The sequence below is a fragment of the Pedobacter miscanthi genome, assembly GCF_003315595.1.
Taxonomy (GTDB): domain Bacteria; phylum Bacteroidota; class Bacteroidia; order Sphingobacteriales; family Sphingobacteriaceae; genus Pedobacter; species Pedobacter miscanthi.
Genome location: NZ_QNQU01000017.1, coordinates 51,923 through 66,152 on the forward strand (window position 1 = coordinate 51,923; position 14,230 = coordinate 66,152).

Here is a 14,230-nt window from a genome sequence, read left to right on the forward strand (position 1 = left end):
ACTCAATCTTAACCGGTGGCACCCCTGTTAAAACCTACGGTATCCCTGTAAAACTGTGGCGATATATCTGTTTTGCCTTTAAAAAAACGGCTGAAGTAAAACTCATCATCATAGCCCAGCTCGTAAGCAATTTCCTTAACGGTTTTATTGGTGAGGTATAATTCCCTTTTAGCTTCGATAATTATCCGCTCGCTGATCAGGTCGGAAAGTGTTTTGTTGAAATGGTTTTTTGCGATCCTTGCCAGCGATTTTGTATCGATATTCAGCAGATCGGCATAGTCGCTGGGCGAATGTTTAACCCTGAAATTTTCTTCAATGGCATTTCTCAGGTTCTGTACCATCAGCAATTGTTTACCACCAGCGGCCCCGGTTTCTTCGATATGCTGCTGCTCTAGTTTTATCCTGGTGGCGAGTACCAGAAAAATCTTCAGGTAAGACACAATCACTTCATCCCTCCGCAGGCTTTCTGTTTTTAGCTCTCCTGTAATTTCCTGTACGAAATTTAACAGGGTATTTTTCGAACTTTCCTGTAACCAGATAAAGGGCTGCTGATAAACATTATTAAACAGGATACCATTACTGGCAATTTCTTTATGGTGCCTGTAAATACAGAAAAAATCGTGGTGGAACTGGATGGATACCCCTCTTAACGTCCCTTTCGATTCCAGCATGAAAGGCTGATAAGGATAAAAGGCAAACAGGGTATTCTCTTTAAAGGGATACTCGCAAAGGTCTACTTTGGCCAACCCTTCGCCAGCAGTAATTATGATGAGGGTAAAATAATTGTTTCGCTGGATATGGTCGAAATAACTGTTGTTATCGAATTCAAAAACCTTAAACGACAGGTTTCCGTTCTGTTGATTGGTAAGGGTATAAACAGATTGTACCAGCATGTCAGGGTTTATTTAAGGTTTTCAAAAATTCTTCATTAAGCGCATTACACTCATCGAGGCATATTCCGGTGAGTACTTTTGGTGCGGCTCCCCATTTTGGCACTGAGGCTGTTGAGAGCACGCTAAATTCGGAGCTAAAACCACCAACAAAAGGAATAGAAACCCCATATACTATTTCGCCTATCCTGTGGTGCCTGATCATATAGGAGCACATAATACAGGGTTCGTGAGTGGTATACATCTGTGCTGAACCCAGTTTGCCCGAATAACCATTTTTAATAGCATTCCTAATGGCCATTATTTCTGCATGGTTGCTGATATCGCCAGTTGATTTTCCCGATTCTACACCTTTGCCAATTACTTTACCATCCAACACGATAAGTGCCCCTACCGGCGGATTACCTGTATCTAAGGCTATTTTGGCCAGGCTAAGACACTGATGCATATAATTTTCTGATTCCACTTGCTTTTTTTAAAGTTCTATCTCCATATCAGATGCTGCGCACCAAAATAATCAAAAAATACGGTAAACATTTATTATGGATTATATGGTGAATAGTCTAAAAATTGCCATCCTACACGGTGGTGTTCGGTGGTATGGATCCAGCACGTACTCTCGAAAAACCAGAAACGACCTGTTCCCTTAGTTTTCAAAAGATCTTCTTCCGAACTTTGTCCGAACAGCAGACTTGCCGTACCGGTTAACTGAAGGGTTTCCCTTTTTTCGAAATCGATAAAAAGCAGCCCTACATTAGGGTTTTGCAGTACGTTTCCTAAAGTGTTAAAAATGCTGTTGCCCGGATAATCTGGTATTTTTACCCTTCCGTTGTCGGTTATTTCCAAAAAACCCGGATTACCTCCTCGGTGCGAAGCATCCAAACGGCCATCAATACCAGAGCTGGCCACAAAAAAGGTGTCGGCACCTTTAATCCAGTTGATGGCCACTTCGCTCAGTCCGGTTCCCTGAGTGGTTTCCGGCAGTGTTTTCTCAAAATATTCGGGCATTGAAATTACCCTGCGCTGTATGTATTTGGGGCAATTGGGATAAGCATGTTCAATATTGAATTCGATTGTTGAATCTTTAATACAACAGCTTCCGTTTACCCTCAGTCGTTTACGTGTATCGAGTTCGATAAATAAACTCCCGATCTGGTGATTATGAACGATGTTGGAATAGAAAATGTCAGAAGGATTGCTTACCAGTTTATCGGTATCGAAAATGATCGTAGACGGATCGGGTACCTTTACAAAACCAAAGTTGCCGATCAGGATGGATGCCCATAGCTCATTTTTCTGGTTTCTGCTTCCTACAATGGCCATGGCTTGCTTTTCTACAAAGTTTACCGCGCCAGGAACAATAAAAGGATTAAACATTTTTTTGTTCCTTTCTGCCAGTCCTGCTTCTCCGGTCCTTTTCTGGATTTCCAGTTCGCCGGCATGAAATACGTTTTCCATTTTACCAAGGGATTAAATAATTTCCGCAGATTATGATTGCTGTTTTGCCATCATAATTGTTTACAATACAAAGGTGCGGTATGATCTCATCCTGTGGAATGGATAATTTTTACAATCTAATGGATGAATTTTCAAATCCTTTTAACGGTGTTTGAAAACTGTGAATGGTTATTTACGGCTTTACTAATGTAATTTCTGAAACAGATCAGTAAATCAACAGTAATGCAGGTGAATGGAAGATTTACCTGTAAAATTTTTAATAAGGCACATTCTGCCCACTGTTTGATGCCGCGCGCTAAGGCTTAAATGTGGGTAGTGGGTATAAAAGGTTATTAAGTATTAAATCAATACTTTAAATCAGTTCATAATACGGTATTCATTAGGCGTACTGCCAACCCTTTTTTTAAACAGGCGGATAAAATGCTGCGGATATTTAAATCCAAGCTCATAAGCGATTTCGCTAACGGTTTTATTGCTGTCAAAGATTTTATTTTTGGCCACATCAATAATTTTAGTCTGGATAAACTCCTGCGCTGATTTGCCGGTTTCCTTTTTGATGAGATCGCCAAAATAATTTGCCGAAAAATGAAGTTCCTCTGCGCAGTAAGCAACCGAAGGAAGGCCAATTGAATAGGGCTTTTCTGATCTGAAATAGCCATTTAGCAATTCTTCAAAATTCTCGAGCACACCTTTGTTTACGGCATCGCGGGTAATAAACTGGCGGTCGTAAAAACGATCGCAGTAATTCAGCAGCAGTTCAATATTTGAGGCAATGAGCTTTTTGCTGTGTTTATCAATAGATTGCTGAAGTTCTGTATCAATTTTTGCAAACAGATCCAATACCAGCTGCCTTTCTTTAGCTGATAAGTGTAGGGCTTCGCTGGTATTGTAGCTAAAGAAATTATACTCACTTAAAGTTTTTCCAAGTGATGTCCCGCGGATGAGATCAGGATGAAATACCAGGCCATGCCCTACGGGCTGATAATAATCTGTTTTATTTTCCACATCGATGGTTTGGCCCGGCGAGATAAAAACCAATGTTCCGGCCTGGTAGTCGTAATTATGACGTCCATATTTTAAGTCGCCACATTTTACATCCTTCAGGAAAACGCAATAAAGTTCAAAATTCATTTTGGAGCCTGTACGTTCATGGGCTTTCGAAAAATCGAGCACGCTTACCAGTGGATGAAACGTTTCGTGGTTATTAAAAGCGTTGTATTCACTGATCGTATCAAAATTAAATTCCTTTTTCATAACGTTATGTCATTGCTTGTACAAACTTAATCAATTCGATTAGTTTGCAGGCCTATCTGTCAGGTGATCAGTAAAATTGGTAGTAAAAGCAGGAATCTGTCTACTCCCGTCTTACATATTGAACAGATCTTTGTATTATATCATTTAAAGGGCATAACCATTAGTTATGGAAACAGTAAAATTAAATAACGGCATAGAAATGCCACTACTTGGATTCGGCGTATTTCAGGTAACTGATCTGAAAGAATGCGAACGCAGTGTATCGGACGCAATTGATACCGGATACCGCCTGATTGATACTGCAGCCTCCTATATGAACGAGGAAGCGGTAGGCAGGGCAATTAAACAGAGCAATGTAGCCAGGGAAGAGCTTTTTATTACCACCAAACTTTGGATACAATCAAACGGTTACACGGATACGAAAAAGGCTTTCGAAGCATCACTAAAGAAATTGCAGTTAGATTACCTTGATTTATACCTGATCCACCAGCCTTTTGGTGATGTATACGGAGAATGGAGGGCCATGGAAGAATTGTACAAAGAAGGCAAGGTAAGGGCAGTTGGTGTCAGTAATTTTCAGCCCGACCGGCTTATGGACCTGATTGTTCATCATGAGGTTGTTCCGGCTGTTAATCAGGTCGAAACACATCCTTTTCATCAACAATGGGAGGCGCATCGATTTCTGAATGATAACCATGTACAGATTGAGTCGTGGGGGCCGTTTGCAGAAGGAAAGAACAATATTTTTAAAGATGAGCTGCTGCTGGCCATTGGTGCACAATACAATAAATCTGTGGCTCAGGTTGTGCTTCGCTGGCTTACTCAACGTGGTGTAGTTGCTATTCCGAAGTCAGTTAATAAAGAACGCATGGCAGAAAACTTCAATATTTTTGATTTTAAGCTCAGCGATGAGGATATGAATTCGATCAGGAGTATGGACACTTTTACCAGCAGCTTTTTTGATCACCGCGACCCGGCAATGGTTAAATGGCTTGGGGAACGAAAACTTGATCTGTAACCAGATAAAATCAGCATATAAATCAGATAACATCAACCTAAAAACAAGATTATGAAAACTTTAATTATCCTACTATTTTTCTCCATCATTAGTATCGCATCCGCTCATGCACAAAGCAATACGCCTGCAAAAGCAGAACAGGAAATCATTAAACTATCTAAAACCAAATGGGATTGGATGGCTGATAAAAATGTAGATTCGTTGAGTACACTATTTGATGAAAAAGCGGTATTTGTACACATGGGTGGAAGCTGGGGAAAAGAAAGGGAAATAGCTGTAATTAAAAGCGGTAGCATCCATTACAAAAAGGCCGATATCCATTCGGTTTCTGTAAATATAATCGGAAATACTGCCATCCTGCTCAATAACATCACACTGCTCGCGGTAGTTGGTGGCAACGAAGTAAGCAATCCATTTATCGTAACAGAAGTTTATGTTAAACAAGGCAAAGGCTGGAAAATGGGTTCATTATCATTCACCAAAATAAATCAGCCTGCACAATAAGTCACTTTTATGAAAAGAGAATTAAGAAATTATGCCAGCGCAATACTCTTGCTCTCGCTAAGTTACATAACGCTTCAGGCGCAGCAAAAACCTAACACAAAACCTTTAATCATTGCGGCGCAAGGTACGTTTTCTGCTGGTGGTACAGTGGTTAAAAGCGAAGGCGTATTCGACCCGCTCAAACCATGGAATTTACCACAGGGCGGACAAACACGGCATGGAGACCACGCGGATGTTTTTTATCAGATCCCCCAGAAAGCAAAACACCATTCGATGGTTTTTCTTCATGGTTACGGCCAGACAAGAAGGAGCTGGCAAACCACTGCCGATGGCAGGGAAGGATTTTCTGATCAGTTTTTAAGGAAAGGTTACGGCGTATATCTTGTGGATCAGCCTGGACGTGGGGAAGCCGGACAAACTACAAAACCAGCACAGATTACAGCAATACCTGACGACCAGACCTGGTTTACCCAGTTTCGTATCGGCTTGTACCCTGCCTTTAATGAGGGTGTTCAGTTCCCTAAAGATAGTTTATCGCTGGATCGGTTTTTCCGTATGATGAGCCCCAATACAGGCAGTGTAGATGAAACAACCATAGTGAATGCCATGTCGGCCGTTTTTGATAAATCAGGTGATGGTATTTTATTTACACATTCTGCCGGTGGTGCTCCCGGCTGGAAAACAGCCATCAAAAATGATCATGTAAAGGCAATTGTTGCCATCGAACCTGGTGGATTTGCTTTTCCTGAGGGCGAAGTACCCGAAGGAAACCGTGGTGGCAGGGGAATACCCCTTAATGAATTTATGAAGTTGACTAAAATCCCTATAGTGGTTTATTTCGGCGACTTTATCCCAAAAGACGAAACCAATGCTGCATCGTTAAACTTCTGGCGTAAAGTACTGGCCACAGGCAGGCAATGGGCCAAAGTGGTAAATGCACATGGTGGTGATGTGAGCATTGTTCACCTGCCCGAAATTGGCATCAAAGGCAATACACACTTCATCATGTCTGATTTAAACAGTAACGAGATAGCAGATGTAATTACAAAATGGCTTAAAGAGAAAAAACTGGATAAATAAAAGGAGCATTTAAAATGAAGAAAGTGATTATAGCCCTGGCTATGGTATTTGGGCTAAGCCCCGATATCAATGCAAGTGAAGAGCAAAAAGATAGCCTGGCATTAACGCTTAGGCAACAAAAACTGGTGGTCATTTCGTCAATAACAGCAAAAGGAAATCTAGATGGTTTAAAGCCAGCGCTTGATGCGGCATTAACATCGGGCCTCACCGTAAACGAAATTAAAGAAGCTATCGTTCAGCTATATGCTTATTGCGGCTTTCCGCGCAGTATCCGCGGACTTCAAACATTGATGGGCGTGCTCGAAGAACGCAAGGCAAGGGGAATTACCGATAAGCAGGGCCCGGTGGCAAAACCAATTAATAGCGGCCGCAGCAAATACGATAGGGGGAAAGCCATACTGGAAAAACTGACCGGCGTACCCGAAACAGGTCCGAAAACAGGTTATGCTGCATTTGCCCCCGAAATAGAGATTTTTTTAAAAGAACATTTATTCGCCGATATTTTTGAGCGGGATGTATTAACCTACGCAGAGCGCGAACTGGTAACAGTATCAGTACTGGCAAGTATTGGTGGTGTAGCACCTATGTTGCGGTCGCATTTAAACATTTGCCTCAATGTTGGTTTATCGTCCGGCAAGTTACAACAGTTTGTGGAAATTATCCGTCAATCAACCGGCACAAAAGAAGCTGATGAAGCACAGCACGTTTTAAATGAGGTGCTGAAAAGTAAAAAGTAATCAAATAGAAGAATGAAAAAACTCACATCAATAATTGCATTAACCATAACCATGGTAGGTGTAGATGGTGCAGAAGCACAAAGCCATAAAAAAGCAGTTTCGCAAAACCCTTATACTTTAGTTTACGGAGGTGCCATAACCAAAAATGAGCATGGAAAAGTAAATATTCATCCCGTTACTTATAAACTCAACGGGATAGATATTGCAGCCAATGTTTATACCCCGGCAAATTACGATGCTACAAAAAAATATCCGGCCGTTGCCGTAGCGCATCCTAATGGTGGCATAAAGGAACAAACGGCAGGATTATATGCGCAGCGTTTGGCAGAAGCGGGTTATATCACCATTACGGCAGATGCAGCCTATCAGGGTGGCAGTGGTGGCGAGCCCCGTCATACTGATAAACCGGCAAACCGTATCGAAGACATCCATGGCATGGCCGACTTTATTACGCAATTTGCAGGAGTTGATGCAAACCGTTTAGGGGTTTTGGGCATTTGCGGCGGCGGTGGTTATACTTTAAAAGCAGCACAGTCAGATAAAAGATTTAAAGCCGTGGCCACTTTAAGTATGTTCAACTCTGGCGAGGTAAGGCGCAATGGTTTTCAGAATGCCCAGCTTGCAACCATTCAGGACCGCTTAAAGCAGGCTTCGGATTCCCGTGCACAGGAAGCTGCCGGGGGCAAAATAATCTATGCCGGTGTAGCCAGCATCACAGATGAAGAGATTGTCAAAACTTCGACCGATTTGTACCGCGAAGGATTTGAATATTATTACAGAAGCCATGCACACCCAAACTCAACTTTCCTGTATACCATGGGCAGCTTACTCGACTTAATGACCTGGGATGCCACTACCAACATGGATTTAATTGAACAGCCATTATTGATGATTGCCGGAAGCAAGGCCGACACAAAATATATGACAGATGAAGCATTCCCCAAAGCCACCAGGGCAAAAAATAAAGAACTATTTGTGATCGACGGGGCAACGCATATCCAAACCTATTGGAAACCTGAATACGTATCGCAGGCCGTAAATAAATTAGTGGATTTTTATCAAACTAACCTTTAAAAACCAGCATGATGAAATATTATGTTAACTATACGTTAGTGGCACTGGTTTTCCTTTTTACGGCATGCGGCAACAATCAAAAAATAGAAAGCGTACAATCCCCGCCAGTTAAGCAGCTCATTTTTCCGAAGGGCGATAAAAATACTAGTGATAATTTTGAAGGTGAGGTGTGGGTAAAGTCGCTGATTGATGCAGACAGTTTAAATGACAACGCAGTCGGCAATGTTACTTTTAGTCCCGGAGCGAGGAGTAAATGGCATTCCCATCCGGCAGGGCAAATACTTTTGGTAACAGATGGGGTAGGCTATTATCAGGAAAAAGGACAGCCCAAAAAGATACTGCGCAAAGGAGATGTGATCAAATGCCCGCCAAATGTGCCGCACTGGCATGGTGCAAGCCAGGATACCATGTTTGTTCAGGTGGCCATTACCAGCAGGCAAAAGGGACCAACGGTTTGGCTGGAAGCCGTGACTGATCGTGTTTATCTGTCGAAAAGTAAATAAACGACCATTTTATGAACATATGCATCAATACGCCCCTTGCATTTACACTCTTAAAAAGAGATAATTTTGAACTGTAATGCGAAAAAATTACTTTAGAGAACATTACGGATTCTTCTGTTCCTAGACACTTAAATTAATTTAAATAATTAATGTACATTTCGAATTTGAAATTTAATGCGCGAGCAGAAATAGGCTACTACAATTAATTGAAACAAGTGATAACGAAACATTATCTGAAAAAATTCAGTCTGTTAAACGTTCTGATCTTCTTCGCGTTATAAATCTAAGTTTCTTAGTTTTAATTCTTTTTTGATGTTACTTAAACTCCTGAAATTAAAATATATAGGTGAAATCAAGATCATCGGAATAATAAAGCCAGCATAATGAGGATAACTTTTATTCATCAAAAATATGACTGCAAACGATAAAATAAATATCGCAATTACAATAGAGAGGACTACCTTCAACTTTTTTTCTGTTTTAAGTAATTCTTCATTACTTAATTCATTTGGATTGTTGTATGTCATTTAATTTGAATTTAAGTGCTTCGGAGCTAGTCTCCTGTTAATTTAGTTTAACAAGATAGTAATTTTTATGAAGAAATTTAGCTGTTGATTTATGGAAAGCATGAGTGTCCGATAGCGCTAAGGCACGCGCTGGAGTGGGGGTTGAAATAGTGTTTTTACCAGAGGTAATTAGCAGAAATCGGCAAAATTTGATAAATTAGTCTGTTAAGAGCCTTGTTATACTATATAATTCAGTCCACAGATACCCATTTATGCCGGCATTTTACCATTCTTTTCTTAATCTGGTTTTTATCGGCATCATTGCCCTTTTTCCGGTAGTAAATCCAATCGGTTCTGCCTTTATCACAAGTCCTTATTTTTCGGGACTCAGCAGGGCTGAAAAACGCCGGGCAGTAGGCAAGATCACTTTATATGCATTTCTGATCTGTTCGGTTTCCCTGTTTGCCGGTCATTGGATCCTCGCGCTTTTTGGTATTTCCATTCCCGTTATCCAGCTGGCCGGCGGAATTATGATCTGTAAAATGGGATGGGAGTTTCTTTCATCTGATCAAAAAACAGCAGATTCTTCGCAGGTTATGGATACTGAACAGCCCTCTTCGGGTTACCGCCATATAGCAGGAAAGCTTTTTTACCCCATCACCTTTCCCGTTACCACTGGTGCCGGTACTATTTCCGTGCTCTTTACCCTGAGTGCCCACAGTGAATCCGTAAGCAGACCGGATTATTACCTTAACATGGTAGCCATACTGGTTTCGGTATTGGTGATGTGCCTGCTGATTTATATATTTTACCTCAACACAAAATCTATCATTCATTTTCTGGGAACAAACGGAGAAAATATTGTTAACCGCATTTCAGCATTCCTGATCTTTTGCGTAGGCCTGCAGATTGCTACTACGGGTATAAAAGTCCTTTTTAAAATTTAGAGACTTATTATTCCGGGTAGTTTGGAGGTAATTTAACGGTTTACCGGACTATAAAAAACGTTGCCTCCGCGGATTTTTAACACAAAGCCCCGGCTTTTCAGGTCCGGGGCTTTGTGTTTATATTTCTGCGAGTATTTTTTCTGCTGATCTGGAAGGGATGGTAGCAGGTTGTTTCGCCAGACTTTTCTCCGGCTTTTTACTCTTTTTCTTAAACTTCCGGCCATACCATACCAGGAATCCTGTAATTGGTAAACTGGCGCCAATAAGTGAAGCCAGGAAAGCCAGCACCTTACCCGGAAACCCCAGGATACTGCCTACATGGATATCGTAATTCATTTTTCGCAGTTTCTGGCCAAACGAGGCTTGTGCATATTCTACCGAATAGGCATCCTGTCGCTTTAACTCTTTCAGGCTATGTTGATCAAAAGTGTAACCCTGGCTATTATAAAACTGCCCTTTATTGGGATAAACGGTGATGTTGATGGCGGCTTTAGCGTCTGCCGTATCGGCAAAACTGTAATAAAAACCCATCGATTTAGGGTGGCGGGCAATTACCTGTTCCCAGGCCATGTCCATCGCTTTTTCAGGCGCATAACCCTTTCCTTTTAAGGTGGAGTCTGAATCTAAACGCTTGTATTCTGCCAGCTTATCGCCACCTGATGTAACCCAGTACATGCCCTCACTATACCATTTAATACCATACACCATTCCCGTAAGGGCTATTGCCGCCAGGAACAGTAAGGCATAAAAGCCAAGTACGTTGTGCAGGTCGAGGTTTACCCGTTTAAAAGATGCACCCCATTTAATCTTAAAACTCTTATCACGGGTTGATTTATTCCATTTCTTAGGGTACCACCAGATCAACCCGGTGATGAGCAGAACTACGAAAATCATAGTACCGTAGTTAACAATTGGTCGCCCTATTGCTGAAGGCATCCATAGAAAACGGTGCCCATTTAAAATAAACCTGAAGAAATCTGATTCACCCGGTTTATGCTCCTCGGTACTAACCACCTCGCCCGTGTAAGGATTCACTTTCAGGATGGTATTTCCGGTACGGCGATCCCGCGGGCCCGCATTGGCCGCCCTTAAATTTAAGTTGATGGCCCTGCCTTGCTGATAATTGGCGTACGACGGCACTTTCTCCGGGTACAGCTTCGCAGCTATGTGAATCAACTCGGAGGGTTTAACCACAGGTTTGTCCTGCCAGGCTATTTTGGTTTCAGGTTCCAGCAAACCGGTAATTTCTTCATTAAATACCCAAATGCAGCCGGTAAGGCACACCACCAGCACAATGACACCCGATATCAAACCTAACCACAAGTGCAGCCAGTTATTAATGCGCTTAAAAGGCGTGTCCTTTTGCTTCTTCTTTCCCGTATTTTGCTTCTTCGTCATTGTACCTGTTTTTATTGATCAGCTATGCTTATTTAAACCTGTAGGTAATGCTCAATCGTGCATTGCGCGGAACCTCATAGATATAGGTATAGTACGAAACAGATGTTGCCGTTTCAGTTGCCAGCTTGGTATATGATCCCTGAGTCAGCAACCTGCGATCCAATAGGTTGTTAACTACCGCTGAAACAGTTATTTTACCTTTTTCATAAGAAACACCTGCATCAAAACGGTAATAAGCAGGTAACATCAATGGAACAGAAGTTGATCCCGCATAACGGTCAAGTTGAATCTGGTAACCCGCGCTCAATCCGAAACCGTTTAACAAAGCCCCTTGTTTCTGGTAGCGGTAAGATAACCAGCCATTGGTAATGTGCTTGGCAGAGTTAGGGGTGTGCCTGCCTACCAGTTCTGGTTTAGCATCTTCACTTACCGTAGCATCGGTGAGCGCATAATTTAGTACCAGGTTTAATCCACGGGTAATTTCCCCGTTTATATCCAGTTCAATACCTTTTGAGATAACACCTCCCAGTTGGATCTGCGCATTTGGATTCGCAGCCAGGTGAGCCGGATCCAGGTCGGCAGTTAATACATTTTTCTTTTTGATGCGGAAAGCTGCAGCCGTAACGTTCCATCTGCCATCAAAGAAATCCTTTTTCAAACCCAGTTCGATGTTATTACCGCGGATCGGTTTGAAAGGTTCTCCGGCATAGTCCTGGCCCGCAACAGGAAGGAAACTCTGATCATAAAGTGTATAGGCGCTGAAATCTTTCGCCAGGGTTACACTCAAACCAGCCCTCGGACTGAAAACATTATCAGAGATCTGTGTAAGGTTGGTTTTGCCCACGGTTACCGCATGTGTGAAACGGCCGGCTAAAGTTAAACGCACACGTCCATCCAGCATGCGAAGTTCATCCTGTAAGTAAGCGCCGGTATAAGTGAGGTTAGTGGCGTATACATTTGATCCCGAACGGTTCTGAATGCTTCGCGAACGATCGAAGAAAGGAATCTTGTCAAAAGGAATCCCGTAAACCGGGTTGTAAATATTGAATTTAGTACCGTTTGCCAGCTGAAGATCAGACTGCGTTACGCTCGAAAAATCACCCCAGGTTTTAAGGTTACCCATATCGAGTCCGCCTAAAATACGGTGCACAACAGCTCCAGTAGCAACATCGCCCATCAAACTAACCTGTATGTTTTTGTTAATGGCCAGCTCCTCACTAATATTCAGGTAACGTTTCATATCGCCATTTGGTGCAATGGTTGAGGGCCATGGTGTACCTCCATCCAAACCATAACGCAGATAAGCTGCCTGGGCATTAATCTTCCAGTCGTTATTTAAACGGTGGCTCACATAAAGCGTGGCATTATGGTCATACAGCTTTGCCGGGTCAAGTGCCGGGTCGCCCAGAAAGAAGCTCGGATCGGTATCGCCGAAACCTTTTGGCGAAAAACCATAAGAGCCCAGTGCCTGCGCTTCTACGTGCTGGGTAGTATATTCAGCGGTGATTAAAGTATTGCTGTCTACCTGGTAGCTAATTACAGGTGCAATAATGTATTTATCCGTGTAATTGTATTTGTTGTAACTGTCTTTAGTTTGTGCAGCCACATTGAGGCGAAACAGCAATTTGCCGTCGCGGCTTAATTTACCATCCAGGTCAACAGCAGCGCGACCCAGGTTATAACCTCCGGCAGCTACACTTACCGAACTTTGGTTTTGGCCGGTAGGTTTCTTGGTTACCACATTATAAATACCGCCGGGTTCGCCGTTGGCCATCATAAAGCCGGAAGGACCTTTTACAAACTCAATGCGATCAATAGTTGCTGCATCATCAGCTAACGGGCCCCATGGCATTTTTTGGTTCATGCCGTTTCGGAAGGCAGGAATACTCGTGCCGCGCATAAAAATATTGGCATATTGTGCATCCCAATGACCTACGCGCATGGTACCGCTCACATTTCTGGTTACACCATCCACAATATCAAACACCTGCTGATCTGCCAGTACCTTACTGGTTACCACCTGGATGTTCTGTGGTACTTCGATCAGTGGAGATTGTAAGCGCAATGAAGGAGATACCTTATCCACTTTATATTTTTTCTTATTCGTGCTTACCTGCACCTCATCTAACTCCGAACGATTTTCTTTTAAAGAAAAATCAGCAATTACGGTACCACGGAATGAAACATGTATCTGTTTTTCTTTTGGATAAAGGCCAACCGCCGAAACTACCAGTGTATAATCGCCAACCGGAACACGACGGATCTGGTATAAACCATCCTCGTCGGTAACTGAGCCAAAGCGGGTGCCTTTCAATACTACAGTTACATTAGCAGCTACGCTACCATCAGCAGTGGTGATCCTTCCTCTCACTATCCCGGTTTGCTCATCATTCCGGCTTTGAACAAGACTATCTGCAGGATTTGTATAACTTCCGGTCAGATCATGGGCAGAACTGGCATGAGCTGCAAATATTCCGGTGCAGCACACACCTAAGCGTAAAAATTTCTTAAATTGCATTTACTTTTAATTTGATGTTAAAGGTGTAAGGGCTTAGCGCCCGTATCGCCACACGGGGTCGGATCCGTGTGGCATTTTTTTTGCAAAGTTAAGTTTATTAAGAATAAATCCAAATAGAAGCTCAAATTGAAAATTATAAAGGGATAAATAGCAGGGATTTTTGCCTTGTAAGAGTTTTTTTTGATGATCAGGTTTGTGAAAAGTGATGCCAGGAATGAACAGGTGAGAGTATATAACAAAAAAAGCCCATCTTTCGATGAGCTTTTAATCAGTAGCGTCAATACGCGAAAGTTCGAAACCTTTCGAGGCAGTGGTAAATTTTGTAAGGTTAAAGGACAATATA

General features: G+C 42.3%; 14 protein-coding genes. 7 read left to right on the forward strand and 7 right to left on the reverse strand.

What is annotated here, in order from left to right; translation table 11 throughout:
• Positions 1–8: 8 nt before the first annotated feature.
• The 4 genes from DRW42_RS18885 to DRW42_RS18900 form a co-directional block, all read right to left on the reverse strand.
• Entirely contained in the window at positions 9–893 is an 885-nt protein-coding gene (locus tag DRW42_RS18885; RefSeq protein ID WP_113950390.1) for a helix-turn-helix domain-containing protein, read from the reverse strand.
• 1 nt (position 894) lies between these two features.
• Positions 895–1,356, reverse strand: coding sequence for a nucleoside deaminase (locus DRW42_RS18890; protein ID WP_147243780.1), 462 nt, complete (start codon positions 1,354–1,356; stop codon positions 895–897).
• Between the two features lie 74 nt (positions 1,357–1,430).
• Positions 1,431–2,348 carry a pyridoxamine 5'-phosphate oxidase family protein gene (locus DRW42_RS18895; RefSeq protein WP_113950392.1) on the reverse strand — a complete coding sequence of 306 codons (918 nt, stop codon included), beginning with the start codon at positions 2,346–2,348 and terminating at the stop codon, positions 1,431–1,433.
• A 357-nt stretch (positions 2,349–2,705) separates the two neighbouring features.
• On the reverse strand, positions 2,706–3,602 hold the full coding sequence (locus DRW42_RS18900) for a helix-turn-helix domain-containing protein (RefSeq protein WP_113950393.1): 897 nt from the start codon (positions 3,600–3,602) through the stop codon (positions 2,706–2,708).
• 166 nt (positions 3,603–3,768) lie between these two features.
• On the opposite strand from DRW42_RS18900, the gene DRW42_RS18905 reads away from it, so the two are divergent.
• Genes DRW42_RS18905 through DRW42_RS18930 form a run of 6 tightly spaced genes read left to right on the forward strand, consistent with a single transcriptional unit; the run spans position 3,769 to position 8,518 of the window.
• Positions 3,769–4,620: an aldo/keto reductase gene (locus tag DRW42_RS18905; RefSeq protein WP_113950394.1), complete on the forward strand. Its 852-nt coding sequence runs from the start codon at positions 3,769–3,771 to the stop codon at positions 4,618–4,620.
• Positions 4,621–4,671: 51 nt separating this feature from the next.
• Positions 4,672–5,124, forward strand: coding sequence for a nuclear transport factor 2 family protein (locus DRW42_RS18910; RefSeq protein ID WP_113950395.1), 453 nt, complete (start codon positions 4,672–4,674; stop codon positions 5,122–5,124).
• A 9-nt stretch (positions 5,125–5,133) separates the two neighbouring features.
• Entirely contained in the window at positions 5,134–6,204 is a 1,071-nt protein-coding gene (locus DRW42_RS18915; RefSeq protein WP_113950396.1) for an alpha/beta hydrolase, read from the forward strand.
• A 14-nt stretch (positions 6,205–6,218) separates the two neighbouring features.
• On the forward strand, positions 6,219–6,941 hold the full coding sequence (locus tag DRW42_RS18920; RefSeq protein ID WP_113950397.1) for a carboxymuconolactone decarboxylase family protein: 723 nt from the start codon (positions 6,219–6,221) through the stop codon (positions 6,939–6,941).
• Between the two features lie 12 nt (positions 6,942–6,953).
• Positions 6,954–8,015, forward strand: a complete 1,062-nt coding sequence (locus DRW42_RS18925; protein WP_113950398.1) for an alpha/beta hydrolase — start codon at positions 6,954–6,956, stop codon at positions 8,013–8,015.
• A gap of 8 nt (positions 8,016–8,023) precedes the next feature.
• Entirely contained in the window at positions 8,024–8,518 is a 495-nt protein-coding gene (locus DRW42_RS18930) for a cupin domain-containing protein (protein ID WP_244215317.1), read from the forward strand.
• Positions 8,519–8,793: 275 nt separating this feature from the next.
• On the opposite strand, the gene DRW42_RS18935 is transcribed toward DRW42_RS18930, so the two are convergent.
• Positions 8,794–9,045 (reverse strand): hypothetical protein, encoded by a 252-nt coding sequence (locus DRW42_RS18935; protein ID WP_113950400.1) that lies wholly within the window; start codon positions 9,043–9,045, stop codon positions 8,794–8,796.
• A 251-nt stretch (positions 9,046–9,296) separates the two neighbouring features.
• Between DRW42_RS18935 and DRW42_RS18940 the strand changes: the two genes are divergently transcribed.
• Positions 9,297–9,971: a MarC family protein gene (locus DRW42_RS18940; protein ID WP_113950401.1), complete on the forward strand. Its 675-nt coding sequence runs from the start codon at positions 9,297–9,299 to the stop codon at positions 9,969–9,971.
• A gap of 117 nt (positions 9,972–10,088) precedes the next feature.
• Here DRW42_RS18940 and DRW42_RS18945 read toward each other — a convergent pair whose 3' ends face one another.
• Positions 10,089–11,369, reverse strand: a complete 1,281-nt coding sequence (locus DRW42_RS18945) for a PepSY-associated TM helix domain-containing protein (protein ID WP_113950402.1) — start codon at positions 11,367–11,369, stop codon at positions 10,089–10,091.
• Between the two features lie 28 nt (positions 11,370–11,397).
• Positions 11,398–13,887: a TonB-dependent receptor gene (locus DRW42_RS18950; RefSeq protein WP_113950403.1), complete on the reverse strand. Its 2,490-nt coding sequence runs from the start codon at positions 13,885–13,887 to the stop codon at positions 11,398–11,400.
• Between the last annotated feature and the right edge of the window lie 343 nt (positions 13,888–14,230).